Origin of the sequence: Paraburkholderia sediminicola (assembly GCF_046030555.1) — a bacterium.
GTDB lineage: Bacteria > Pseudomonadota > Gammaproteobacteria > Burkholderiales > Burkholderiaceae > Paraburkholderia > Paraburkholderia sediminicola_E.
The window spans coordinates 18208-44282 of the sequence record NZ_JAQQCH010000032.1; the positions used below are offsets into that span (position 1 = coordinate 18208).

Below are 26075 nucleotides of genomic sequence, written 5' to 3' on the forward strand. Positions count from 1 at the left end.
CGAAGGCCCAGCCAGTGAGCCTCAGCGGCTTCCAGCGGCTGAAGTATGGCCGATGCATTGCCTTACCAAACCTTACCCTTGCGATTTGTTTAGTCATCTTGACTGATGAAACGAACCTTCGTCACTGTCGCCGCAGGACTTGCCATGCTGATCGCAGCAGGGTCCGCGCGCGCCGATTGCTTTGACGCGGCTGCGGGGTATCAGAAGGTCAACCCCTTGATTCTGCGGGCAATTGCATGGCAAGAATCACACAATCGGCCGGACGCGCTGCATAAGAACGCCAACGGCTCGACCGACTACGGCGTGATGCAGATCAACTCGGTTCATCTGCCCACGCTCGCGCAGTACGGCATCTCGCAAGGCACGCTGATGGAGCCTTGCAAGAACGTCTATATCGCGGCATGGCATCTGCGCCGTCAGATGAACAAATACGGCAATACCTGGCAGGCGGTCGGCGCGTATCACTCCGAGACGCCGGCACTGCGCGATAAATATGCACAGCAGATCGCCGCGATCCTGCGCAAGTGGAACTTGATGCCCGCTGCCCACTGAGCGGCATCTTCGTGGGTACTTTCGTAGATTCGTTGTCAGGCGGTTTTGCCCGCGCTCATGCCGGTGCGGCTTTCCAGCCGGCACTTGTCAGCGTGACTGCTCAGGCTTTCTGATCCGGCCCGTCACGCGGCCCCTCCCCGTTTGATGCACAATGCGGCTTCGTGCTGCCGTCGCTGTTCGGCCATCTTCCGGGTCCCGGAGTCATGCAAGCCCAAGCCCGGCACGCCTTCCAATCCTCTTGTCTTTCCGTACTGCGATGAACCAGCCGCTATTGCCAGTCACCGTGCTCTCCGGTTTTCTGGGCGCCGGCAAGACCACGCTCCTGAACCATATCCTCGCGAATCGCGCCGGTTTGCGCGTCGCCGTGATCGTCAACGATCTGGCCGCCATCAATATCGATGCAACGCTCGTGCGCGATGCCGCCGCGCTTTCGCATGTCGAAGAACAGCTCGTCGAGCTGTCGAACGGCTGCATCTGCTGCACGTTGCGCGACGATTTGCTGGTCGAGATCAAGCGGCTTGCCGGCGAAAAGCGCTTCGATGCAATCCTGATCGAGTCCACCGGCGTGGCCGAGCCGATGCCGATTGCCGAAACCTTCACCTTCGTCGACGACGACGGCGTGTCGCTGTCCGACGTCGCCCAGCTCGACACGATGGTGACGGTGGTGGATGCCTTCAACTTCCTGCGCGACTACGGTTCAGCCGACGCGCTCTCCGAACGGGGCATCGCCGCGACCGACGAGGACGACCGGACGCTGGTCGAATTGCTGATCGAGCAGATTGAATTCTGCGACGTACTGGTGGTGAACAAAGCCGATCTGGTGAGCGCGGACGAACTCACGCGTTTGCAGCGCATCCTTGCCCGCATCAATCCGCGCGCCGTGCAGGTGGTGAGCCGTTTCGGCGAAGTGCCGCTTGCCGAAGTGCTCAACACCGGGCGCTTCGATTTCGACGAGGCATCGAGCGCACCGGGTTGGCTGGCGTCGCTCAATCACGAAAATGAGCATGATCATGGCCATGAACACGGCCATGCTCATCACGGTGAAGCTGACGAGTTCGGCATCGGCAATTTCATTTACCGCGCGCGGCGGCCGTTTCACCCGGAGCGCCTGTGGGCGCTGCTGCATGAGGAGTGGAAGGGTGTCTTGCGCAGCAAGGGCTTCTTCTGGCTCGCAACACGTAACGACATCGCCGGTTCGCTGTCGCAGGCGGGTGGCGCTTGCCGGCATGGTCCGGCGGGCATGTGGTGGGCCGCCCAGGATCGCAGCGAATGGCCGGATGGCGATGACGAGCTGGCCGCCGAAATTGCCGCCGACTGGTACGGCGATCCCGACGACCTGAGCATCGGCGACCGTCGCCAGGAACTGGTGATGATCGGCGTCGGCATCGACCCGGCTGCCTGGAGGGCGAAGTTCGACGCGTGCCTCGTGACCGACGAGGAATACGAAGCGGGACCGCAAGCGTGGCAACAATTCGTCGATCCGTTCCCGGCATGGGACTTCGACGAAGACGATCATGATCACGACGGCCATGGTCATGGCGAAATCGTGCATCGCCACGATTAGTCCGCCCTTGCGCCTGGCGCAGATTGTTTGGCCGCGACGCCCGTTACGGTTGCGGCCAAAACACAAAATCGCAGGCGAAAAAAAACCCGCCATTGGCGGGTGTCAACTGCCAGGCAGTAATCTGCTTAGCGCTTGTTGACTGCATCCTTGAATGCCTTACCAGCCGTGAACTTGACGGTCTTGGCGGCCGGGATCTTGATAGTCTCGCCGGTCTTGGGGTTACGACCCGTACGTGCTGCGCGCTTGCCCGAACCGAAGCTGCCGAAGCCGATCAACTGGACCGCGTCACCCTTCGACACAGACTTCTTGATCACTTCAAGCAACGTGTCCAGCGTCTCACCGGTTTGAGCCTTGCTGGCGCCGGTCTGTCCTGCGACGGCGTCGATCAGTTCCTGTTTGTTCATTAAGGTTCCTTTCTGAGTTTAGGTTGACACGAACAGCGCGAACGCGCCGATTATACGTGCGCGGGCCACGCCGTCGAGCAGCTGCGGGCCGGATCCCCTCCGGACAATAGCGCCGGGCGATTTGACTACCCGTCGGCCGTGCTGCCGCTCCCTTCGCGGCGCTTGCTATGATAGCGCAGCGCAAACCCAATCAGGATAAGGGTTTCGAAGAAATTAAGCGGTTCCGGAGCCGATATCGAGGGGAAACCCTTCGTTTTTTGCTTCCCGGGCCTCTTTTGGAGGCTCAAACCCAGTATGGACGGGGCTTAGCGTTGGTTTTTGCCAACGTCGCAGCGCGTCTTTTTCGCCGCCCGGCGAGCTGCGCGCGCTGGCGGTAACGTCTGACCCGCTCTTTCGAGCGTCATTTTCCGCCGCGCATGACCGATCCGTTGATCCCCGCCGTCCTCGCGTTTCGCGACAACGGCACGCCTTTTTCGCCGCTCTACGACGACATCTATCACAGTGCCGTCGGCAGTCTCGAGCAGGCCCAATACGTCTTCCTGCGCGGCAATGCGCTACCGGACCGATGGCAGGGCCGTCGCGTGTTCACCGTGCTCGAAACCGGCTTCGGCATGGGCATCAACTTCCTGATGACCTGGTCTGCCTGGCGTGACGATCCGGCGCGCTGCGAGCGGCTGCACTTCGTCTCGACCGAGAAACATCCCTTTACCCAAGCCGATTTGCAAAACGTCTATGCCGCGACGATTTCCGATCCGGCAATTGCCGCGCTCGCGCAAACGCTGGCTAGCGCATGGCCGATGCTCGTGCCCGGCACCCATCGGCTGGAGTTCGAAGACGGGCGGATCGTCCTGACACTCGTGTTCGGTGACGCAGGGGAAACCTTGCCGAACTTGAGGCTGCGTGCCGATGCGTTCTACCTGGACGGCTTCGCGCCGGCCAAAAACCCTGAAATCTGGACACCGGCGATCTTCAAGGCGCTCGCCCGGATGGCCGGCGAGGGCGCCACATTCTCGACCTACACCAGCGCCGGCGACATCAAACGCGCGTTGACGCAGTGTGGTTTCGAGTACCGCAAGGTCGACGGCTTCGGCTGGAAACGGGCGATGCTGGTCGGCCACTTCGCGCCGCGCTGGCGCGTGCGGCGCTACGAGCCGCCAGCGCCGCTCGAGGTCGACGAGCGGCACGCCATTGTGATCGGCGCCGGGCTTGCCGGTTGCGCCGTGATCGAGCGCCTGGCTGCACGGGGCTGGCGCGTCACCTCGCTGGAGCGTCACGCGGCGGTGGCGCAGGACGCCTCGGGTAATCCGGCCGGCGTGTTCCATCCGATGATCTCGCGCGACGACAGCGTCGCGTCGCGTGTCACGCGTGCGGGCTTTCTCTACACACTGAGGCGCTGGGCAGCGCTTGAACGGCGTGGCCACCGTGTGTTACGCAGCGGTCCCGGCCTGTTGCAGATCGCCGCGGACGACGAAGAAGCACGCTCGATGAGCCAGGCAATCGCGGCGTTCGGCTACCCGTCTGAATACGTGACGCCCGTATCGCTCAGCGAAGCACAAAAACTTGCTGGCATACCGCTCGCACGAAGCGGTTGGCTCTTTCCTCATGGTGGCTGGATCGACCCGGCATCCCTTTGCGCCGCACAGTGCGCAGCGGCAGGCGATCTGCTCGAACGCCGCTTCGGCGTGGACGTGGCGCGCCTCGAGCGGTCCGGCAATCAATGGACCGTCTTCGATGCAGAAGGGCAGGCCGTCGCGCGTGCGCCGGTGGTCATTGTCGCAAGCGCACACGACGCCGCGCGCATCGCCGGCTTGCGGCACGCGCCGACCCGCAGCATCCGCGGCCAGTTGACCTTGCTGCCACCGGGCGCCGTACCTTCGCTCGGAATGCCAGTGATCGGCGAAGGCTACGCAGTCCCACTAGCCGACGGCGTCACCCTCACTGGCGCTACCTATGAGCTCGACGACCCCGACACCTCACTGCGACCGGATGGGCATCTGGAGAACCTCGAGCGCGTCGCACAGATGCTGCCGGCCTTTGACGGCATCGTCGATCCGTCACAGGCGGCAGCACTCGCGGGACGCGTTGCGTTTCGCTGCGTCACGAGCGACCGCATGCCGATGATCGGCAACGTCGCCGATGAAGCCGCCTCGACGCGCGACGCCGAGCGTCTGCGTGGCGCATGGCCGCTCGATTTGCCGCGCGTCGACGGCTTGTACAGCGCATTCGCTTACGGCTCTCGCGGTCTGGTCTGGGCGGCGTTAGGCGCCGAGTTGATCGCCTCGCAGATCGAAGGCGAGCCATGGCCGATCGAACGGGAGTTGGCCGAAGACATCGATCCTGCTCGCTTCCTCTTACGCGCGTTGCGCCAGGGCACGGTGCGTTAACTGCGCGCGCTGAACATTGACGACAAAAAAGTTATCCACCGAAACATGTGGATAACCGCGCCGTTTACCCGCGCAACTCATGTGGAACCGTTGTGGACGTAAACGGGGTAACTTGGCTGGGGTCGAGAATCGCGAAAAGTTACCCTTGTATACCCGTCACTGCAGCACACGCTGTGCCTCCTGTTATACGAGCGGCAACCCAATGAATTGATTCGGTAAACCAAGGTTATCCACAGAAAACGAGGCACCTTGTTAACTATTACTACGTATACATACGGTAAACCTGTAAACAGAAGAACCGTCTCGAGATGGAACGCGATCGTCGGATCAGAACCGTCAGCAATCGATGAAAAACACCGCCCCGCGATGCACTGAAAAATACATCGGCCACGTTGAATCGGTACGCTATGAACAGTAGACTCGCCTTTCAAACGGTCGCTTTTTCCTCATCTCTGTAGATAACGCACGTTTTTACCGTTTTGCCTGCATGTTCCTGTCTTTTCGGTCAAGTCTGAAAAAGCTATGGCACAATCGCCGTTCTTTTCCGCGTCGTGCCTCGCCTCTGGCGGCACACGCTGCAACGGAACGGTGCCGCTCAATCAGAATCTGATTCAAAGTCGACGGCGTTCTTTCACCGTGCCGGGCCGGATGCTACGGCCGCACCCCGGAATGCGCCGCGCTCCCTGCGGCTGCTGCGCATTCAGATCATCCGATCGTTGAAAACTCGCAACGCTGGTCACGCGAAACGATCGCGACAGTGAGCGCCTCATGCGCCCACCCGCTCGCCGGTATTTGCGCCGGTTCGTGTCGTCCGCCGTTGCTGCAAAGGAGAACCCATTACGATGAAATCGGCGTTTTCATTTTTTCCAGCCTGGCCCCTCACACCCGACGCCATTTTTTGGGCTGGTCTCGCATTGCTCGCCGCGGGTCTGTGCGGTGAACTTTGCTATCGCGCGTGGCGTTTGCCGCGCATTTCCGGGTATGCGGTCATCGGCCTGATAGCAGGCGCCGCCGGTTCCGGCGTGATTGATGCGGATTCCGCCAGCGCCGCACGGCCGTTGCTCGATGTAGCGCTCGGTTTGTTGTTATTCGAACTTGGCAGCCGACTCGATCTGCGCTGGATTCGCCGCAATCCCTGGCTGATTCTGTCGAGCGTCGCCGAAGCCACGCTGACGTTCGCGCTGGTTTTGCCGGTTTTGTTGTTCCTGAAAGTGCCGCTGATGGTAGCGACTGTGCTTGCCGCGATTGCCATGGCGACTTCGCCGGCAATGGTGATCCAGCTCAAAACCGAGTTGCGCGCGGAAGGTCAGGTCACCCAACGTTTGTTGACCCTTACCGCGTTGAACAGCATGTATGCGGTCGTGATCGAAAAGCTGGTATCGAGCTGGTTGCATCAGGAGATTTACGGCAACGTCTATGCCACGATTCTGCAGCCGCTGTATCTGCTGGTCGGCTCGCTCGTGCTGGCGTATCTGCTGGCACGCACGTGCACGTTTTTCTATCGCCGCCTGAACATGCAGGACGAGCATTCTTTCGTCGCGCTGTTCGGCCTCGTGCTGCTGGCGATTGCGGTGGCGCACCTGTTTAAGCTTTCCACCATTCTTGCGTTGCTGGCCGCAGGCATCATCGTGAAGAATCTTGAAGCGCGTCCGCAATTGTGGCCGGAACATTTCGGCACGGCCGGCTGGTTGTTGACCGTGATTCTGTTCGTGCTGACGCTGACTTCGTTCGAATGGAAAGATATCGCGCTCGGCGGTGTTGCTGCGCTGGGTCTGATTATTGCGCGCCTGGTTGCGAAACTGGTCGGCGTGCTGGCCTTTGCCAAACCGAGCGGCCTGAACTGGAAGCAGGGCATGGCGTTAGGTTTGTCGTTATCACCCATGTCGGCGCTCGCGTATCTGCTCGTCGACGATACGTACAACCTCTATCCGAATTTCGACCCGCAGTTGCGGGCTATCGTGATGTGCTCGATTTTCGTGCTGCAGATTCTCGGGCCGTGGCTCGTGTATCGCAGCCTCGCGCTGGTAGGTGAACGGCGCGAAGAGTAAGCGCACAGCGCTTCTCGACGTTGTACGCGCTTTATCCAACTTATTCGCTTCAAAAACGGCCGGGCATGTGACAAATACCCGGCCGACCTGACCCAGGGGACGCCATGTCACTCGAACCCTTCATCGATTCGAAACCGTTTACTTTCGGTGTCGAACTCGAAATGCAGATCGTCAATACGCACGACTATGATCTGACCAAAGCCGGCTCGGATCTGATGCGTCTCATCAAGGATGAAAAAATCCCCGGCAACATTACGCCGGAAATCACCGAAAGCATGATCGAGTTGTCGACCGGTATCTGCACGACGCATGAACAGGCCGTCACCGATTTGCGCAAGATTCGCGACACACTGGTTTCCGCAGCCGACCACCTGAACGTCGGCTTGTGCGGCGGCGGTACCCATGCGTTCCAGCAATGGAGCGAAAGGCAGATCGTCGACACACCACGCTTCCAATATCTTTCCGAGTTGTACGGCTACCTGGCCAAACAATTCACGGTGTTCGGCCAGCACGTGCACATCGGTTGTCCGGATCCGAACAGCGCGCTGTATCTGCTGCATTCGATGTCGCGCTTCATTCCGCATTTCATCGCATTGTCCGCTTCATCGCCGTTCGTGCAAGGTGTCGATACCGGTTTTCATTCGGCACGACTGAATTCCGTGTTCGCATTTCCGTTGTCGGGCCGCGCGCCGTTTGTGCTGACGTGGGACAGCTTCGAAGAATATTTCTCGAAGATGGTTCACACAGGTGTGGTCAACAGCATGAAGGATTTTTACTGGGACATCCGGCCGAAGCCGGGTTTCGGCACGATCGAAGTACGCGTGATGGATACGCCGATGTCAGTGGATCGCGCCGCGGCGATCGCCTGCTACATCCAGACGCTTGCACGGCATCTCTTGCTCGACAAGCCGATCACGCCGAAAGAAGACGATTACCTTGTCTACACATTCAACCGTTTCGAGGCATGCCGATTCGGTCTGGCTGGCAACTGCATCAATCCGCAAACGAGCGAACGCAAGACCATTTCCGAAGATATCCTCGAAACACTGGATCTGATTGCACCGCACGCCGAAGCATTGGGTTCGGGCAACGCGCTCGCCGAAATCGGTGCGATTGCGCGCGGTCAGGTCAATGATGCGACGTGGTTGCGTGGCGTCTTCGAGCGGGAAAAGTCCTTGCACGAGGCCGTAAGGCAGCAATGTCTGCAGTGGCGAGCCTAGCCAGATACAGGATTGCGTACGTCAAACCGTAAGGAAGACCCGCTACGTGCGGGTTTTTTTTCGTAAATAATTTCCAGCTCGCGGAGCCTTAAGTTTTTCTAAAGTTTACGTATACAAACGTAGTAGTAGTTAACAAGCATTGCATCTGCCTGTGGACAACTGAATAATTCCCTGCAAAGTCAAAGTTCTACGTAAACTATAACTAGGCTGGCCAGAGGTGCATCGGCACGGGGAAACGAGGACAACTTCTGTAAGGCGGGGGTGGTCAGATTGCTTATCAAGAATCGACACACATGCCATCCCCTGTGTTTTCCCATGGTTATCCACAGCTTGCGTTGGATAACTTAGCTGTACGATTCGCCGCTCTCGCATAGAATGTCGTTTGCGCCGCTTTGGCTTGCAGGGCGGTAAATTTTTGAGATAGTAGATTCCGTCTCGTCTGCTTTTGGACGAGGCTACCCCACACAGGCTACGGGCGTGTTCGGCGGCGGTTCGTCGGCATCGCACGCAAGCTTTAATAAACCAAACGAAGATTATGAGCGAAGGCGTATACGGAGAACAGGCATCCGGGCGAGTGACCCACAGCCTATTGCGATTGAGCACGGCCATGCGGAGCCAGGCTTGGGAATGGGCGGAAGGCGCAGGCCTTACGCCGACCCAGGGCGAAATCCTGGTCTTGCTGATGCAACGCAAAGGCCCGATGCGTCTCGGCGAAATTGCCCGTGAAACGGCCCTGACCGCCGCGACTACCAGCGATGCCGTGAGCACGCTCGAGACCAAAGGCCTGGTCGAAAAACGCCGTGCCCTCGACGACGGTCGCGCCCTTGCCGTCCGTCTGACGGCGCGTGGCCGAACCGCCGCGAAGCGCGCTGCGCAATGGCCGGACTTCCTGGCCAAAGCGGTTGGCACGCTGCGCGACGAAGAACAGGCGTTGTTCTATCGCACGTTGCTCAAGACCATCCACCAGCTGGAAGCGCAAGGCACGATTCCGCCGCACCGCATGTGCCTGAGCTGCACACACTTCGAGCCGAGCAAGAATCCGAAGAAGACGCCGCATCACTGCGGGCTGCTCGACATGAATATGTCGGACACGGATTTGCGTCTCGATTGCTCGGTGTACGAAGCGGCTGACGTCGCCACCCAAAAGAAGACCTGGAAGATCTTCGCCCAGTAAGGCGGCTTCTCCTGGGACTATCCGCTACACTGCCATGCCGTGTTCCGGCGGGCGGTGATTGCCGTCTGCTGGCCGGTTCGCGCCGTGTAGCGGCAAGTCTTTAGTCAACCTGAAGGTGGGACAGGCTGATGAATCACGAAGTTCTGGCTATTCGCCATGTGCACTTCGAGGATCTGGGCAGTCTTGAACTGGAGCTCGGCGAACGTGGCCGCCCGGTGCGTTATCTCGATGTCGGCTTTGCCCGGATCGAAGCGCCGGACCCGGTAGCCGCATCGCTCATGGTCGTACTCGGCGGCCCGATCAGTGCAACCGACGACGCCCTTTACCCAACGCTCGTCCCATTGCTCTCCATGATCGAAAAGCGTATCGCCGCGGGTTTGCCGACGCTCGGCATCTGCCTCGGCGCGCAATTGATCGCACGAGCGCTCGGCGCGCGCGTCTATCCCGCAGGCCATACCGAACTCGGCTGGACACCGCTTACGCTCACCGAGGCGGGCCGTGCTTCGCCGATGCGTCATCTGGACGGCGCATACACGTCGATGCTGCATTGGCATGGCGACACTTTCGATCTGCCCGATAACGCCACACGTCTTGCTTCGACGCCTGCGTGCGAAAACCAGGCGTTCGCCTGGGGCGGTCATGTGCTGGGTCTGCAATGTCATCCGGAGATTCGCGCTGACCGTTTCGAACCCTGGCTGATCGGCAACGCCGGTGAGATTGCCGGTCACGGTATCGATGCGCGTCAGTTGCGGGCCGAGACCGCGCAGTTCGGTCCGGCACTGGAAGCCGCCGCGCGCCGGATGTTCGGAGAGTGGCTCGATCAGGTCGAGCCGAAACCCTGATCTGGGTGCGCCTGCAGACAATCACCTGCGGTGCTATGCTCGTTCGCTCTCGGGTTTTCACTGGGCGTAATCCATGAGCGCGCTTTTTTCCCCGCTCACGCTGCGTAGCGTGACGCTTCCCAACCGTATCGTTGTGTCCCCGATGTGCCAGTATTCCGCCGACCGTGGCGAGGCTACGGCGTGGCACATGATCCATCTCGGCAGTCTCGCGTTATCCGGCGCCGGCATGTTGTGCATCGAGGCGACCTCGGTCGAACCGGATGGCCGCATCACGCCGGGCGATCTCGGACTGTGGGACGACGCTACCGAAGCCGCACTTGAGCCCGTCCTGGCCGCGATTCGCAAGCATTCGCATACTCGTGTGGCGATGCAGCTGTCGCATGCGGGGCGCAAGGCGTCGAGTCAGACGCCTTGGGAAGGCGGTCAGCTGATTCCGGTGTCGCAAGGGGGCTGGCTACCGCATGCGCCGTCGGCGTTGCCGCACAAGGCGGGCGAAGAGCCGCCTTTGGCCCTTGATACGCCCGCACTGAACCGGATTCGCGAAGCGTTCGCGGCTTCCGCGCGTCGCGCCGCGCGGCTCGGCATCGATGCACTGGAAGTGCACGCAGCACACGGTTATCTGCTGCATCAGTTCCTGTCGCCGATCGCCAATCAACGTAGCGACGACTACGGCGGTTCGCTCGAGAACCGCATGCGCTTTCCGCTCGAAATCTTCGACATCGTGCGCGCCGCGTTTCCCGCCGACAAACCGGTCGGCGTGCGTGTCTCGCGACCGACTGGGTCGAAGGCGGCTGGACGCTGGAGGACACGATCACGTTCGCGCAGGAGTTGAAAAAGCGCGGCTGCGACTGGATCGATGTGTCGTCCGGCGGTGTCTCGCCGTTGCAGCGGATTCCGCTTGAGCCAGGTTACCAGATTCCGTTCGCGAGGGCCGTCAAACAGGCAACCGGCCTTGTGACCATCGGCGTGGGCCTGATTACCGATCCGCTGCATGCCGAACAACTCATCGAAGCGGGCGATGCCGATCTCATCGCGCTGGCCCGTGCGTTGCTGTACAACCCGCGTTGGCCGTGGCACGCCGCGGCGCAACTCGGCGCGACGGTCGAAGCGCCGCCGCAATACTGGCGTTCACAACCGCGCGAGCAAAAGGCACTCTTCGGCGAGATTTCGTTCGGACAACGGTGAACTTGCCCATGCGCCGTGTGCGCACATGTCTTTTTGACGGTTGAACGAAGCCGTCTTGAGCGTGTAGGATGCCGGATGTGGCGCATGAGCGTCACAAGTCGACGCGGCGCTCGCAAGGCGCCGCGTTTGCTATCCGCGTCAGAAAAGCAACGCGTTACACGCGGGCATTTCTGGCGGCTGCCGGATCTTCACCCCTAGTTCTTCAAAGGATTCATTCAATGAGTTCACGCAGGATCGCCGTGCTCCGTTCGGGTGTGCACGGCAAAGGCGTGTTTGCCATCGAGCCGATTGCGGCCGGCGAGCGGCTGATCGAATACAAGGGTGAGCGGATCTCCTGGAAAGAAGCATTGCGTCGTCATCCGCACAATCCGGACGATCCGAATCACACGTTCTATTTCGCGCTCGACAGCGGCAAGGTGATCGACGGGAAAGTGGACGGCAACAGCGCGCGCTGGATCAACCATTCTTGCGCGCCGAACTGCGAAGCCGAAGAGATCGATGGCCATGTGTTCGTGCACGCGCTGCGCGACATCGCCGAGGGCGAGGAAGTCTTTTATGACTACGGCCTCGTCATCGACGAGCGCCAGACCAAGAAGCTCAAGAAGGAATACGAATGCCGTTGCGGCGCACGCAAGTGCCGCGGCACGATGCTGGCTCCGCCGGAAAAAGAGAAAGAGAAGGGCGCGTCCAGATCCGACAAGACGGTGAAGAAGGCGAAAAAGGCGAAGAAGAAATGAAGCAGGCTGCCTGAGTTATACGTAAGCAAACTCAAGGCAGCCCGCAGTAGTGCATTGACCCACCGCAGAGTCACATATCGATCGGCGCCGAGTGCGCCGATTTTTTTGCCGGGCGCAGCACCTCGGGCTCGACGTCATACTGAACGCTGCTCGGCACAAGCGGAATACGCACGATGAAGCGCGCACCGCCTTCCGGCGCGTCTTCATAATGCACGCTGCCGTGATGCAGCACCATGATGTCGTGAACGATCGCGAGACCGAGACCGGCACCGCTATCCACACCGGCGTCGCTCTGACCGTCGCCGCGGAAGAACCGTTTGAACAGATCGGCTTGCTGAGTCGGCGGCACGCCCGGCCCATTATCTTCGACGATGATCTCGGCCATGCGCAGATCGTCGATCACAGTTTGCGACACCGTCACGGTAATGCGACCGCCATCGAAGCGCGACGGCGGCACGTACTTGAGCGCGTTATCCAGCAGATTGGCGATCACTTCGTGCAGCAGCACCGGATTGCCGCGTGCCATCAGCGGGTGACTGTTGGCGGGGTCGTCGAGGCGCTGGAAGCCGAGGTCGACGTGGAAAGTCAACGCGCGCGGCACCCATTCCGCACCCGTATCGAAAGCGAGTGCGGACATATCCACGTTGACGAAACGTGCCGCCTGTTCGCCCGGCTCCGCGCGTGCAAGCGAAAGCAACTGGTTGGACAGCCGCACGGCGCGATCAGCCGCTGCGCGCAGCTCGCGGACCGCGGCAAGGGTCTGCTGCGGGTCACGCGCGACCGCTGCCTGTTCCGCATGCAGCTTGACGGCGGTGAGCGGGGTGCGCAGCTGATGCGCGGCGTCAGCGATGAATTTGCGCTGGCCGTCGAGCGCGGTTTTCAGACGGCCGAGCAGCGCGTTCAGCGCGCCAGTGAGCGGTCGGATTTCAACCGGCACATAGGTTTCGTCCACCGGTTCGAGCGACGTGTGGGTTTGCCGGTTCAGTGAGTCTGCGAGATCGGTCAGCGGATTGAGCTGTTGGTTGACCACGCGCCACACGATTACCCAGCCCGCCAGCAGCAGCAGCAGCAGCGGCATCATGATCGCGACCAGAAACTCGGCGGCGATGCGAAAACGGTGATGCACCGGCTGACCCACTTCGACGACGATCGGATTGCCGCTGGGCTGATCGACGCGCACCTGTGCCACGCGTACCGTGACGCCTTCGTGTTGCGCCTCGAAGACGTACGCATAGTGCATACGCCGTACGCTGGTGCCTTGCAGCGGCAAATTGGGGTCGCCGGCCATTTCGGTTTCGCCATTGCTGATTCGATAGACGAGATGTTCGACCGGATCGGAGAACATGGCCTGCGCGAGCGGCGGCACGGTGACGCGCGCATTCGGTCCGGCAATCTGGATCTGTTTGGAGATCGCAGTGGCGAGGTCGGCGAGCGAGCGGTCGACCACATGCTGCGTGTACTGCCATGCCAGCCAGTAAGCGATCAGGCCGCTCATCAGCGCGAGCAGCGAAAGGGGAGCAGCGAGGCGCCGCAGCAGCGTGCGGCGCAGACTATTGGCGGCCGGCTGGGGCATGATCGAACGCGCGGAAAGAGGCAACGGCATAAAACACCGTGGTGCCGTGAAAATTCGCCGGATGCCGGCGAATTGCGCACCGAGTGCGCGGCGCCGGCCCGGCGCTGTCAGGCCGCAACACAGATTGCGGCCCTTGCGACGATTATGCGGCCTGGCGGATTTCCTGCAACAGGTAACCGAAGCCGCGCACCGTGACGATTTCGACACGGCAGTTTTCGAGCTTTTTGCGCACCCGGTGCACATACACTTCGATCGCGGTATCGCCGAGATCACCGCCGAAGTGCGTCAGATGGTCTTGCAGCTGGGCCTTGCTGACTACGCGACCGTGGCGCAGCAGCAGCATTTCGAGCACGGCGAATTCGCGCGGCGACAGTTCGAGCGGCTTGTCGTCGTTGAAAATGCGGCGATCGACGCCCGACAGACGCACACCGCCCAGCGACACTTCCGGACGCGGCATATCGCCGTGCGGGCCACTGCGACGCATCACGGCGCGGATGCGCGCTTCGAGTTCGGTGGGTTCGAACGGCTTCAGCATGTAGTCGTCCGCGCCGGAATTCAGGCCCTGCACGCGGTCGTTCAACTCGTCGCGCGCGGTGAGGATGATCACCGGCGTATGACGATTGCTCTGACGGAAGCGCGCGAGCAGCGTCATCCCGTCGATTCCGGGCAGGCCCAGATCGAGGATCACCAGCTCATGGCGGTTTTGGGTCAGGGCCTGTTCGGCGAAAATGCCGTCATGGACCATGTCGACGGTGAAGCCGGCTTGTTCGAGACTGCTTTGGATGCCGCGTGCGATGGGGCGGTCATCTTCGATCAGAAGGAGTCGCATGGATTTCGCTCAAGTACAATGGTTTTAGGCGTTTGGGCAAGCGGTTCGCCGGGGCGCCTGCTGCACAGGTAACGTGCGGCGTGGCCGTGCCGAACTGGCACAAAGCGGCCACGAAGCAGGTATCGAGCAGCCATGAAGTAGCCATAAAGCGGCCACCGAGCGATCACGAAGTCATGTCCGAGATAACGATTCACGAACTGGAAGCCGCGATCAACTTCTGGCGCGCCCGCTCACCTTCAAGCGGCGACGAACTCGTTCTGTGCAAGGAGGCAAGCGCGCTCTCCAAGCCGTATGCGCTGATGATTGTACAGCGTCAGCACACGCTATCGCCGGATCGTTTAGACGGGATTGCCAAGCAAGCCTGGGATTCTTACGTGCGCCTTAATAATAGCCTGTAGAACTGAAGGTTTGAGCGCCAGATTGCCTGCAATGCCCTTTCATTACCGCGAGATCGTTCGATTCAGGGCGCATCAAGGCACCTGATCGTCTGTATTAAGCAGTAATACTGTCGATAAATTGAGCCAATTTGATGTCCCGCTCAGTGACGCCATTGGCCTCGTGCGTCGACAGCGTGATCTCCACCTTGTTGTACACGTTGAACCATTCCGGGTGGTGGTCCATCTCCTGTGCCTTGATCGCCACGCGCGTCATGAAGCCGAATGCTTCGTTAAAGTCGGCGAATTTGATGTGGCGCTGGATCGCGTCGCGTCCCGCTACGGCTTGCCAGCCGTGCAGTTCCGCAATTTGCGTAGCGCGTTCTTCAGAAGTCAGTTTATGAATCATGGTGCTACCTCGTTAATCTGAACAGGCGCGCCAGTGGGCGTGCGCATCCGCTATTTTTTCACGGATGCCGTCAGCCTGCTGCCGGCCTGCCCAGGCTGTGTAGTCAGATATCACCGTCGGCTTGCCAGCCTTCCTGCGAACCGTGCGTGACGACGCGATCGTGCTCGAGCACGTCGCCAGCGGCGAATGCCGGTTCTGCAGCGAGCTTCGCCAGCAGCGGCGCGAAATCGGTTTGCGCGACGCCGAACAATTGCGCGAAGTCGTCGATCACGAAGTAGGTTTTCTGGAACGTGTCGATGCGATAGCGCGTGCGCATCACGCGTTCGAGGTCGAAGCCGAGCCGGTTCGGCGCCGCGCTCTGCTGACTGTAGAGCGTCTCGCCTTTGCTCGACACAATGCCCGCGCCGTAGATCTTCACGCCGTTCGGACTCGCCGCGTCGCGGATCAGGCCGAACTCGACTGTGTACCAATAGAGCCGCGCGAGCAGCGGCAGGGCGCCGGCATCATTGGCGGCGAGCGCGGCGCGGCCGTAAGCGTGCATGTAGTCCGCGAACACGGGATTGATCAGCAACGGCACGTGGCCGAACAGATCGTGAAAACAGTCCGGCTCCTGCAGATAATCGAGCTGGTCCGGACGGCGCATCCACCATGTCACAGGGAAGCGGCGGTTTGCCAGATGCTCGAAGAACACCTGGTCCGGCACCAGTCCGGGCACGGCGACGATTTGCCAGCCCGTCGCGGGCGTCAGCTTCGCATTGATTTCGTCGAAGGCCGGCACGCGACCGGGCGGCATGCCGATACGGTCGACGCCTGCCAGAAACTCATCGCACACACGGCCCTTGAGCAACGCGGTTTGGCGTGCATAAAGCTGTTGCCATACTGCGTGGTCGACGGCGCCATATCGTTCGGTCGGCTGGTCGATCGTGAAATCGGCGCGGGTTTCGAGGCCGGCGTCGAATTGTTCCTTGAGTTTGGCGGTGTTGGGTGTGGACATGTACTGCGCGCTCTACGGTGACTGCGGGTTGAAACGGTGATGCAAGTGTAGAGCGGCAGGCGTGCGGAAAGGGCGCAATGATGGCGTTATGATACGTCGATATGCAATAATCGTGCATCAATGACAGATTTAATGCGGATATCGATCATGTTAGAACTCGATCACTTCGATCTCGCGCTGCTGGACGTTCTTCAGCGCTTCGGCCGGGCCACGCATCAGCAATTGGCTGAGCAGGTGCCGTTGTCACCGTCGCAGATTGGGCGGCGTTTGCAGCGCTTGGAGCAGATCGGTGTCGTGGACGGTTATCGCGTCGTGTTGCGGCCGGAAAAACTCGGGCTTGGCGTGACGGCGTTTACCAGTCTGAAATTGAAGCATCACGGCGATTCGATCATCGAGCAATTCCAGCAACAGATCGAGGTGCTGCCGGAAGTACTGGAGTGCCACGCGGTGGTTGGCGACGCCGATTATCTGTTGCGCATCGTCGCACCCGATCTGAATTATCTCTCGACGTTCGTGATGAAGAAGCTGATGCGTGTACCGGGCGTCGACAGCGTGCGCTCCAATATCGTGTTGACCACGTTCAAGCGCAATGGGCCGCTTCCGCTCGGGCATCTGTCGCCGGGAACGGGCGCCGCTTGATGCGGCGCTTTCCCGGCCTTTCCGATGTTCCGGGGTTTTAGGGCCGCTGGTGCCAGATTGACGTCGCCGCGACCCCACGATGCCTAAGTTTTATGCAGCCTGCTTCGGCTCGCTGTCCGGACTCAGCAAATCGACGTAAGCCACCGCCACCAGATCCGATTCCGGCACGCCGAGGGTCGCGAACATCGCGTGTGCTTCGGCGTGACCGCTCTCTTCGTCGTCGTCCTGAGCCAGCAGGACTTCGAGCTCGACGAAGTCGCCGAGACCATCGACCCGATCCAGATGAATCCGCGTACGGCCCGTCAGATAGACGTGACGTTCCTTCGTGACGATCCCACGTGTGGTCAGCGCCGTGGCAAGCAGCGCGTGCATTGCTTCAGGGTTGGTCACCGGGCTGCGCGTGTAATACGACGCCTTCGGGCCGTCGCGGTCGTCGCGCTGATAGAAGATCAGTTCGGCCGGCGTGCCGTCGTCGAACTGGCGCAGCTTCAGGCGGCCGCGCGGCACGTCGTAGAAAAAGTCCTGCTGGCGAAAGATCAGTGGCGCGTCCGGTGCGAGCTTCGCGGCGCGTTCACGCAGTTGCTCGAAATGCTGGGCGCGGGCTTTGATTTCAATGTTGCGTGCCATGTCAGGGCTCCTGTCGAAGGATGGCGTGGTCGGCAGCTTCCGGTGTTGCCGGGGTGAAGCTGCCGGGAAGGACAAAGTCAGATGGAACAAAAAACGAGGCGGGGCCGGCGCGTGAGCGCGAACCCCCAATCTAACAAAAAGCGCGTGACGGTGTCGTTTCAGATGAGGGGATCGAAGAGGATGGCCTGCCAATGTGACTTGCGAGAGCGACCGGCGCTGACTGCCAACGCACGGCGATCAGCGACGGCGATCGGCAGGGGCCGCCAGAGATGTCGCCCTCAGAGGCAGTCAGCGACGTACCTATCGGCCGGGCCGACGCCATACAGCTGTCATGAGAGTGGCTCATATCGCTCTCGTCTTACCCTCAGGTGCGCCTTCTTGCCGCACTCAAGTCGCCCATTGCTGCTCGATCAGCTTCAACGCGGCGGCAATCGCCGGTTCGTCCTTGCGCTCCGCCAGCGTGATAAAGCTGAGCTGGGTCGGCACAGTGACGCCTTCGACGATGGTTAGCGCGTGCGCATGGGCTTCGGCGATCGCGGTGGCGTCGCGCGCGAGCGTCAGACCGACGCCTGACTTGACCAGGTCGAGCATCGACGGCTCCTGATCTACTTCGGCCACCTTAACCGGTTTTACGCCAGCCTCATCAAAGCAGCGCGTCAACAATCTGTTGTGCGCGGACGCGGGTGGCGTCCAGATCCACGGCAATGCGGCGAGCGAACGCCAGTCGCGCGCACCTTTCACGCGATCTTTCCAGCCCGCCGGGGCCAGCACGCGGTACTGGAAATGCGTGAGCGTGACGGCGTGAAAGGCAGCGCCGTCGCGGGTATCGTCATCGGACGGCAGGCCAATGTAGTAGCCCACATCCAGTTCCCCCACGCGAACCTGCTCCAGCACCCAGCCCGACATGCCGTGGCGTAAAGCCGTCTCGATGCGCGGCCAGGTTTCGACCAGTTGCTTGAGAAAGCCGCCGAGGCGCAGAAAGGCCGGATCGAGAATCGTGCCGATCCGCAATCGACCGCGCACTTCGTGGCGCAGCGACGCCGCCGCGCGCTGCACGTCGCTCGCGGCGCCCAGCGCACGTTCCGCATGGGGCAGCAGGGCCTGGCCGTCGCGTGTCAGCGAAAGCCCGTGCGAGGTCCGCGTGAACAAGGTCACGCCGAGCGTCTCCTGCAAATGCTTGATTTGCAGGCTGACGGCAGGTTGGGTCAGGTGAAGCTGCACCGCGGCACGCGTGAGGTTGCCCTCGCGTGCGACGGTGACGAACGCCCGTAGCAGAGTCAGATCCATATCCTGATATTAGCCCGGCTTATAGCGCAGTTGAGCATTACTCATTGGATTTGTCACCTCGAAGCGCCGTACGCTTGCGTTCATCACGCCGGTTGCGATGGGCGGAAGACATTCATAGGAAGAGGACACGAAGATGAGCGAGACATATCAGGACGAGACCGTCCGGAGCGAGACGGGTGCACGCGTGCTGACCCATTTCATCAACGGCAAGACTGTCGACGGCACGAGCGGCCGCTTCGGCGACGTCTTCAATCCCGCGCTCGGCAGCGTGAGTGCGCGCGTGCCGCTGGCAAGCGTCGCTGAAGTCGACGCGGCGGTCGCCGCCGCCAACGCCGCGTTTCCTGCATGGAGCGAAACCGCGCCGATCAAGCGGGCGCGCGTGCTGTTCAAGTTCAAGGAATTGCTCGACCGTCACCATGACGAACTGGCGGAGTTGATTACCCGCGAGCACGGCAAGGTGTTTTCGGATGCGAAGGGCGAGGTGATGCGTGGCATCGAGATCGTCGAATTCGCGTGCGGCATTCCGAATTTGCTGAAGACCGATTTCACCGACCAGATCGGCGGCGGCATCGACAACTGGAATTTGCGTCAACCGCTGGGCGTGGTCGCCGGCATTACGCCGTTCAATTTCCCGATGATGGTGCCGTGCTGGATGTTTCCGGTGGCGATTGCATGCGGCAACACGTTCGTGCTCAAGCCGTCAGAGCGTGATCCGTCCGCCTCGATTCGATTGGCTGAACTGTTCAAAGAGGCGGGCTTGCCGGATGGCGTGTTCAACGTCGTGCAAGGTGACAAGGTGGCGGTCGATGCGCTGCTCGTGCATCCCGAGGTGAGCGCGTTGTCGTTTGTCGGTTCGACGCCGATTGCCGAGTACATCTATACGGAAGGCACGAAGCACGGCAAGCGCGTGCAGGCTTTGGGCGGTGCGAAGAATCACCTGGTGGTGATGCCGGACGCGGATCTCGATCAGGCTGTCGATGCGTTGATCGGTGCGGCATATGGGTCGGCGGGTGAGCGCTGCATGGCGATTTCGGTGGCTGTTGCGGTGGGGCATATCGCCGACGAACTGATCGAGCGACTGACGCCGCGCGTGAAGAGCCTGAAGATTCTGAACGGCATGGAACCGGAAGCCGAGATGGGGCCGTTGGTGACGGCGGTGCATCGCGAGAAAGTGACTGGCTATATTGATGCCGGCGTTGCTGCGGGTGCGAAGCTGGTGGTCGATGGGCGTGGCCATCAGGTGGCCGGACATGAGAAGGGGTTCTTTCTCGGCGGCACCTTGTTCGATGATGTCTCGACCGATATGAAGATTTACCGTGAAGAGATTTTCGGTCCGGTGCTGTGTGTTGTGCGGGTGCCGGATTTTGCTTCTGCTGTTGAACTGATTAACGCTAACGAGTTTGCTAATGGGGTGTCGTTGTTTACCTCCGATGGCGGTGTGGCTCGGGCTTTTGCGCGGCGGATCGAGATTGGGATGGTGGGGATTAATGTGCCGATTCCTGTGCCGATGGCGTGGCATTCTTTTGGTGGGTGGAAGCGGTCGCTTTTTGGTGATCACCATGCCTATGGGGAAGAGGGTGTGCGGTTCTACACTCGCTACAAGAGCATTATGCAGCGGTGGCCCGATAGTATTGGGAAGGGGGCTGAGTTCACTATGCCGGTGGCGAAGTAGGTTTGTTTTTTGCCTGTGCGGCGCTTAGTGTCTGATTGCCTACAGTGGTGGATTTTTCTTGATCTGGCTTCGGTGGACTTTGCTTGATTTGTTTGCCCGCGCGGCACTTTTTGTTGTGTGCCTATGGGGTTGGCCTTTCCTTGTTTTCTTAGTGGTTTATTAGCGTTTGCCCCTGTGCGGGGCGGCACTTACTTTCTTTGCCGCCGCAAAGAAAGATAAGCAAAGAAAGCCGCCCTGCTTTCTTTTGCCTACTTTTCTTTGCAGCAGGCAAAGAAAAGTAGGTGCCTGCCCCGCACAGGGGCGGCACTAATAGACCAATAAGAAAACAAGGAAAGGCCAAAAGTCAGATCAAGGAAAGGCCAACGCAATAGGCAAACAAAAAACCGAGCGCCGCGAAGGCAAAAAAACCAGGCAAAGTCCAACGCCGCAGGCGTACAGCCGGAACAAGCGCCGCGCAGGCAAGAAAGCTTAGGAGACGAAACAATGAGCAACGCTGAAAAAACGCCACCATCACCTCCTCGCCTGGAAGGCGAATTCGACTACATCATAGTAGGCGCCGGCACAGCAGGTTGCGTGCTGGCCAACCGTCTGACCGAAGATCCAGAAATACAAGTCCTCCTACTAGAAGCCGGCGGCAAAGACGACTACCACTGGATCCACGTACCGGTAGGCTACCTCTACTGCATCGGCAATCCCCGCACGGACTGGCTCTACAAAACCCAATCAGAACCTGGCCTGAACGGCCGCTCCCTCTCGTACCCACGAGGCAGAGTATTAGGCGGGAGCTCATCGATCAACGGCATGATCTACATGCGCGGTCAGCGCGAGGACTACGACGAATGGGCCCGCGTCACCAACGACGCCTCCTGGTCCTGGAACGCCGTCCTGCCCATCTTCAAACGCAGCGAAGATCACCACGCCGGCGTGTCCGAATCGCATGGAGCAGGCGGTCCATGGCGCGTTGAAAAGCAACGCCTGAAATGGAAGATCCTCGAAGAGTTTTCACACGCCGCGCAACAAGCCGGCATACCCGCCACCGACGACTTCAATCGCGGTGACAACACCGGCGTCGGTTACTTCGACGTCAATCAGAAACGCGGTATCCGTTGGAATGCGTCGAAGGCATTCTTGCGCCCGGCGCTCAGGCGCCCGAATCTCACCGTCATCACCGGTGCGCACACCCAGCGCGTGGTGTTCGAAGGGCGCCGCTGCACCGGCGTCGAATATCGCGGCGACAACACCGACTTTATCGCCAAAGCCCGTTGTGAAGTGATCCTCAGTTCGGGCGCAGTCAACTCGCCGCAATTGCTCGAACTCTCCGGCATCGGCAATGGCGCACGTCTGCAGAATCTCGGCATTGAGGTTGTGAAGGATCTGCGCGGCGTCGGTGAAAATCTGCAGGACCATCTGCAATTGCGGATGGCATATAAAGTCGACGGCGTGCGCACGCTCAATACTGCCTCTGCGCATTGGTGGGGCAAGCTGATGATCGGCATGCAGTACGCGCTCTTTCAAAGCGGTCCCATGTCGATGTCGCCGTCGCAACTCGGTGCGTTCGCCAAATCCGATCCGGACGATCGCTCCCTCACGCGCCCCGACCTCGAGTATCACGTGCAGCCGCTCTCGCTTGATCGCTTCGGTGAACCGCTGCATCGCTTTAATGCGTTCACCGCGTCGGTGTGCCAGTTGCGGCCGACCTCGCGCGGCAGCATTCACATTGAATCAGCCGATGCTTCAGCACCGCCGTTGATCGCACCGAATTATCTGTCCACCGATTACGACCGGCACGTCGCCGCCAACGCATTGCGTCTTACGCGCCGCATTGCCGCGGCACCGGCGCTCGCACCCTATCGGCCGCAAGAGATTCTGCCCGGCATCCAGTACCAGACCGAAGAAGAACTTCGGCAGGCCGCGGGCGCGGTCGGCACCACCATCTTTCATCCGGTCGGCACCTGCCGTATGGGTACCTCTGACGATCCTGGCGCGGTAGTCGATAACCGCCTACGCGTTATCGGGGTTGACGGTTTGCGTGTGGTCGATGCGTCGGTCATGCCGTTCATCACCTCAGGCAACACCAATTCGCCGACGCTGATGATCGCCGAACGCGCCAGCGACATGATCCGGGAAGACCGCCGCGCACGCGTGGCCGGCAGCGTTGCGGCTCAGTCGAGCGCTGCGCCGTCCATGTCCGCTATGTGACACACAGTGTGACAACGGGAGCCGAGGCACGCGGGGCGTGCCTCGGCTTTCCTCCGGCATGCTTCGAGCAGGAGCGAAGCGCCGTTCGAGTATTCCCCAGGCCCTTCCCGAGCAAGGGTCAAGTACCACTCGAGCACCGCTCGAGCTTGCCTTGGGTCTGCTTTGGGTCCGCCTAAGGCAGTCGTCATCCACTAAGTGCAAATCCCGATGAATGCGCTGCATCATTGGCGCGACAATGGCAGCCATGCTGCGTGCCGCCCCATGGATTACCGTCCGGATTGGTGCAGCACGCCAACGAGCGGCACGGGGTGCCCTCGTCGTCCAAAGCCGCGCAGCCATTCGCGCGGAAGATCGTAATGCTTCGCCTTACTCCGTATGGAAGGGAACATGATTCTCGGCGATACGATTCTCGAAACGCGCGGCCTCACCCGCGAGTTCAAAGGCTTTATCGCCGTGAACGGGGTGAACCTGCGCGTGCGCCGTGGCTCGATCCATGCGCTCATCGGCCCCAATGGGGCAGGCAAGACCACCTGCTTTAACCTGCTCACCAAATTCCTCGAACCGACAGCGGGCCAGATCGTCTTTAACGGGATCGACATCACCAATGAGCGTCCGGCGCAAATCGCCCGTCGCGGCATCATCCGGTCGTTTCAGATCTCCGCGGTATTTCCGCATCTGACGGCATTGCAGAACGTGCGTATTGGCTTGCAGCGCGTGCTCGGCACGGCATTCCATTTCTGGAAGAGCGAACGCACGCTGCGTCAGCTCGACGATCGGGCGATGGACTTGCTCACCCAGGTCGGACTGACCGATTTCGCCGATGTGCTCACGGTAGAACTGTCCTACGGCCGCAAGCGCGCGCTGGAAATCGCCACCACGCTCGCGATGGAGCCCGAGTTGATGCTGCTCGACGAGCCGACGCAAGGCATGGGCCATGAAGACGTCGATCGCGTCACTGCCTTGATCAAGAAAGTATCGAGCGGCCGCACGATCCTGATGGTCGAGCACAACATGAACGTGATTGCCGGCATCTCCGACACCATCACTGTGCTGCAACGGGGCGAAGTGCTCGCCGAAGGCAGCTACGCCGAGGTGTCAAAGAACCCGCTCGTGATGCAAGCCTATATGGGTAGCGCAGACGCGGCGCTCGCCGGAGCACACGCATGAACACAATCGCAGAAATGTCAAAGGCCCCGGGCGTGATGCAAGCCTATGTGGGCAGCGCAGACGGCGCGTTGGCCGGAGCGCACGCATGAACACAATTGCAGAGCGCGAAAGCCTCGAAGTGAGCGGCATGGCCGGCGCTGCACCTGCGCTGGAGATTGCGGGCTTGCAGGCCTGGTACGGGGAATCCCATATTCTGCATGGTGTCGATCTGACGGTGAACCGCGGTGAAGTCGTGACGCTGCTCGGCCGCAACGGCGCGGGCCGTACCACGACGCTGCGCGCGATCATGGGCCTGACCGGTCGCCGCACCGGTTCGATCCGTATTGACGGACGCGAAACCATCAATCTGCCGACGCATCGCATCGCCCATTGCGGCATCGGTTATTGCCCGGAGGAGCGCGGGATTTTTTCGAGCCTCTCATGTGAGGAAAATCTGCTGTTGCCGCCGCCCGTTGGCGACAAGGCGCACATGATGTCGCTCGAAGAAATCTATTCGATGTTTCCGAATCTGCAGGAACGTCGCACGAGCCAAGGCACGCGCCTCTCGGGTGGTGAGCAGCAGATGCTGGCGGTTGCGCGCATTTTGCGCACCGGCGCGAGTCTGCTGCTGCTCGACGAAATCTCGGAAGGTCTCGCGCCCGTGATCGTGCAGGCGCTCGCCCGCATGATCATGACGCTCAAGGCGCGCGGCTACACGGTCGTGATGGTCGAACAGAATTTCCGCTTTGCCGCACCGCTCGCCGATCGCTTCTACGTGATGGAGCACGGTGCGATCGTGGAGCACTTCGGGGCCGCCGAGCTCGAAAGCAAGATGCCAGTACTGCACGACCTACTGGGCGTATAAAAACGTCCGATTGCCTCTGATAACCACAAGCGAAGAAACAAGGAGACAGGAATGAAAAAGAACCCACTCGCGCGGTTTGCCACACTATGTTTCGCGGTTGCGGCCGGCGCCGCGTTGACGATGAGCAGCGCGCAAGCGGCTGACGATGCGGTGAAGATCGGCTTCATCACCGATCTGTCGGGTCTGTACGCGGACATCGACGGGCAGGGCGGCCTCGAAGCAATCCGCATGGCAATCGCCGACTTCGGTGGCAAGGTCAACGGCAAGCCGATTTCTCTCGTCTATGCGGATCACCAGAACAAGGCGGATATTGCCTCCTCGCGGGCGCGTGAATGGTTCGACCGTGACGGCGTCGATATGCTGATCGGCGGCACGAATTCGGCGACCGGTCTGGCGATGAACACGGTGGCGGGCGAGAAGCACAAGGTCTACATCAACGTTGGCGCCGGCGCCGACACGCTGACCAACGAGCAATGCACGCCATACACGATTCACTACGCGTACGACACCACGGCGCTCGCCAACGGTACCGGTTCGGCGGTGACGAAGCAGGGTGGCAAGACGTGGTATTTCCTGACGGCTGACTACGCTTTCGGCAAGGCGCTGGAAAAGGCGACGTCAGATGTCGTGAAGGCGAATGGCGGTCAGGTGCTGGGCGCCGTGCGGGCGCCGCTGTCGGCCTCGGATTTCTCGTCGTTCCTGTTGCAGGCGCAGGCTTCGAAGGCGCAGATTCTCGGCCTCGCGAATGCCGGCGGCGACACGGTCAACTCGATTAAGGCCGCGAAGGAATTCGGCCTGACCAAGACGATGAAGCTGGCGGCGCTGCTGATGTTTATCGACGACGTGCACAGTCTGGGTCTGGAAACCACGCAAGGTCTCGTGCTGACGGACAGCTGGTACTGGAACAAGGACGCCACCACGCGCAAGTGGGCACAGCGCTACTTCGACAAGATGAAGAAGATGCCGTCAAGCCTGCAAGCGGCAGACTACTCGGCGACCATGACCTATCTGAACGCAGTTAAAGCGGTCGGCTCGACAGACACCGACAAGGTGATGGCGCAGCTGCGGAAAACAAAGATCGACGACTTCTATGCGAAGGGCTACATCCGTCAGGACGGCAGCATGGTCCACGACATGTACCTGATGCAGGTGAAGACGCCGGCCGAATCCAAAGAGCCGTGGGACTACTACAAGATCATGGCGACGATCCCGGGCGAGCAGGCGTTCACGACCAAGGCGCAGACACGCTGCGCCTTGTGGAAATAAGCGCGGATTGATAACCAGCAAACCGTCTGTGTGCCAGTCCTGACGGACGATTCTGAACGGCTGGATGGTACACGGTCTGGCGACA

General features: G+C 60.6%; 22 protein-coding genes and 1 pseudogene. 16 read left to right on the forward strand and 7 right to left on the reverse strand.

Annotated elements, in window-relative coordinates:
- The first annotated feature begins 105 nt into the window (after nt 1-105).
- On the forward strand, nt 106-552 hold the full coding sequence (locus PQQ52_RS30840; RefSeq protein WP_408220125.1) for a lytic transglycosylase domain-containing protein: 447 nt from the start codon (nt 106-108) through the stop codon (nt 550-552).
- Nucleotides 553-808: 256 nt separating this feature from the next.
- Complete coding sequence (locus PQQ52_RS30845; RefSeq protein WP_408220127.1) at nt 809-2116, forward strand: GTP-binding protein; 1308 nt, start codon at nt 809-811, stop codon at nt 2114-2116.
- A gap of 125 nt (nt 2117-2241) precedes the next feature.
- Here PQQ52_RS30845 and PQQ52_RS30850 read toward each other — a convergent pair whose 3' ends face one another.
- On the reverse strand, nt 2242-2520 hold the full coding sequence (locus tag PQQ52_RS30850) for an HU family DNA-binding protein (protein ID WP_006050811.1): 279 nt from the start codon (nt 2518-2520) through the stop codon (nt 2242-2244).
- 416 nt (nt 2521-2936) lie between these two features.
- On the opposite strand from PQQ52_RS30850, the gene mnmC reads away from it, so the two are divergent.
- The 7 genes and pseudogenes from mnmC (at nt 2937) to PQQ52_RS30885 (ending at nt 12110) form a co-directional block, all read left to right on the forward strand.
- Nucleotides 2937-4904, forward strand: a complete 1968-nt coding sequence (gene mnmC, locus PQQ52_RS30855) for a bifunctional tRNA (5-methylaminomethyl-2-thiouridine)(34)-methyltransferase MnmC2/FAD-dependent 5-carboxymethylaminomethyl-2-thiouridine(34) oxidoreductase MnmC1 (RefSeq protein WP_408220129.1) — start codon at nt 2937-2939, stop codon at nt 4902-4904.
- A gap of 842 nt (nt 4905-5746) precedes the next feature.
- Nucleotides 5747-6952 carry a cation:proton antiporter gene (locus PQQ52_RS30860; RefSeq protein WP_408220132.1) on the forward strand — a complete coding sequence of 402 codons (1206 nt, stop codon included), beginning with the start codon at nt 5747-5749 and terminating at the stop codon, nt 6950-6952.
- 104 nt (nt 6953-7056) lie between these two features.
- The gene (locus PQQ52_RS30865; protein ID WP_325044051.1) at nt 7057-8172 is read left to right on the forward strand and encodes a YbdK family carboxylate-amine ligase; all 1116 of its coding nucleotides are present in this window, start codon (nt 7057-7059) and stop codon (nt 8170-8172) included.
- A 535-nt stretch (nt 8173-8707) separates the two neighbouring features.
- Nucleotides 8708-9346, forward strand: coding sequence for a MarR family winged helix-turn-helix transcriptional regulator (locus PQQ52_RS30870; protein WP_408220135.1), 639 nt, complete (start codon nt 8708-8710; stop codon nt 9344-9346).
- Between the two features lie 128 nt (nt 9347-9474).
- Entirely contained in the window at nt 9475-10188 is a 714-nt protein-coding gene (locus PQQ52_RS30875) for a glutamine amidotransferase (protein ID WP_408220138.1), read from the forward strand.
- A gap of 142 nt (nt 10189-10330) precedes the next feature.
- Nucleotides 10331-11373 (forward strand): annotated as a pseudogene (locus PQQ52_RS30880) (NADH:flavin oxidoreductase/NADH oxidase).
- Between the two features lie 218 nt (nt 11374-11591).
- A complete protein-coding gene (locus tag PQQ52_RS30885) occupies nt 11592-12110 on the forward strand; it encodes an SET domain-containing protein (protein WP_408220141.1) in 519 nt (172 codons plus the stop codon).
- A gap of 70 nt (nt 12111-12180) precedes the next feature.
- Here PQQ52_RS30885 and PQQ52_RS30890 read toward each other — a convergent pair whose 3' ends face one another.
- Together PQQ52_RS30890 and PQQ52_RS30895 are read right to left on the reverse strand one after the other, a co-directional pair.
- Entirely contained in the window at nt 12181-13683 is a 1503-nt protein-coding gene (locus PQQ52_RS30890) for a sensor histidine kinase (RefSeq protein ID WP_408220142.1), read from the reverse strand.
- A gap of 142 nt (nt 13684-13825) precedes the next feature.
- Nucleotides 13826-14512 carry a response regulator transcription factor gene (locus PQQ52_RS30895; protein WP_028197606.1) on the reverse strand — a complete coding sequence of 229 codons (687 nt, stop codon included), beginning with the start codon at nt 14510-14512 and terminating at the stop codon, nt 13826-13828.
- A 173-nt stretch (nt 14513-14685) separates the two neighbouring features.
- Here PQQ52_RS30895 and PQQ52_RS30900 point away from each other — a divergent pair, with 173 nt between their 5' ends.
- Nucleotides 14686-14910, forward strand: coding sequence for a DUF3717 domain-containing protein (locus PQQ52_RS30900; RefSeq protein ID WP_408220219.1), 225 nt, complete (start codon nt 14686-14688; stop codon nt 14908-14910).
- Between the two features lie 94 nt (nt 14911-15004).
- On the opposite strand, the gene PQQ52_RS30905 is transcribed toward PQQ52_RS30900, so the two are convergent.
- Together PQQ52_RS30905 and phhA are read right to left on the reverse strand one after the other, a co-directional pair.
- On the reverse strand, nt 15005-15295 hold the full coding sequence (locus tag PQQ52_RS30905; RefSeq protein ID WP_408220144.1) for a 4a-hydroxytetrahydrobiopterin dehydratase: 291 nt from the start codon (nt 15293-15295) through the stop codon (nt 15005-15007).
- 103 nt (nt 15296-15398) lie between these two features.
- Complete coding sequence (gene phhA, locus PQQ52_RS30910; RefSeq protein WP_408220146.1) at nt 15399-16289, reverse strand: phenylalanine 4-monooxygenase; 891 nt, start codon at nt 16287-16289, stop codon at nt 15399-15401.
- A 147-nt stretch (nt 16290-16436) separates the two neighbouring features.
- On the opposite strand from phhA, the gene PQQ52_RS30915 reads away from it, so the two are divergent.
- Nucleotides 16437-16928: an Lrp/AsnC family transcriptional regulator gene (locus tag PQQ52_RS30915; protein ID WP_408220149.1), complete on the forward strand. Its 492-nt coding sequence runs from the start codon at nt 16437-16439 to the stop codon at nt 16926-16928.
- Between the two features lie 90 nt (nt 16929-17018).
- Here the strand turns inward: PQQ52_RS30915 and PQQ52_RS30920 are convergent, their stop codons facing one another.
- Both PQQ52_RS30920 and PQQ52_RS30925 read right to left on the reverse strand, forming a co-directional pair.
- Nucleotides 17019-17555 (reverse strand): class IV adenylate cyclase, encoded by a 537-nt coding sequence (locus PQQ52_RS30920; protein ID WP_408220152.1) that lies wholly within the window; start codon nt 17553-17555, stop codon nt 17019-17021.
- A 387-nt stretch (nt 17556-17942) separates the two neighbouring features.
- The gene (locus PQQ52_RS30925) at nt 17943-18842 is read right to left on the reverse strand and encodes a LysR family transcriptional regulator (protein ID WP_408220155.1); all 900 of its coding nucleotides are present in this window, start codon (nt 18840-18842) and stop codon (nt 17943-17945) included.
- A 133-nt stretch (nt 18843-18975) separates the two neighbouring features.
- On the opposite strand from PQQ52_RS30925, the gene PQQ52_RS30930 reads away from it, so the two are divergent.
- The 5 genes from PQQ52_RS30930 (at nt 18976) to PQQ52_RS30950 (ending at nt 25990) form a co-directional block, all read left to right on the forward strand.
- Nucleotides 18976-20514 (forward strand): CoA-acylating methylmalonate-semialdehyde dehydrogenase, encoded by a 1539-nt coding sequence (locus tag PQQ52_RS30930; protein WP_408220158.1) that lies wholly within the window; start codon nt 18976-18978, stop codon nt 20512-20514.
- Between the two features lie 483 nt (nt 20515-20997).
- On the forward strand, nt 20998-22713 hold the full coding sequence (locus tag PQQ52_RS30935; protein ID WP_408220161.1) for a GMC family oxidoreductase: 1716 nt from the start codon (nt 20998-21000) through the stop codon (nt 22711-22713).
- Nucleotides 22714-23100: 387 nt separating this feature from the next.
- Nucleotides 23101-23880: an ABC transporter ATP-binding protein gene (locus tag PQQ52_RS30940; RefSeq protein ID WP_097390772.1), complete on the forward strand. Its 780-nt coding sequence runs from the start codon at nt 23101-23103 to the stop codon at nt 23878-23880.
- A gap of 85 nt (nt 23881-23965) precedes the next feature.
- Entirely contained in the window at nt 23966-24724 is a 759-nt protein-coding gene (locus PQQ52_RS30945; protein WP_408220164.1) for an ABC transporter ATP-binding protein, read from the forward strand.
- A gap of 51 nt (nt 24725-24775) precedes the next feature.
- Entirely contained in the window at nt 24776-25990 is a 1215-nt protein-coding gene (locus PQQ52_RS30950) for an ABC transporter substrate-binding protein (RefSeq protein ID WP_408220167.1), read from the forward strand.
- Nucleotides 25991-26075 lie beyond the last annotated feature (85 nt).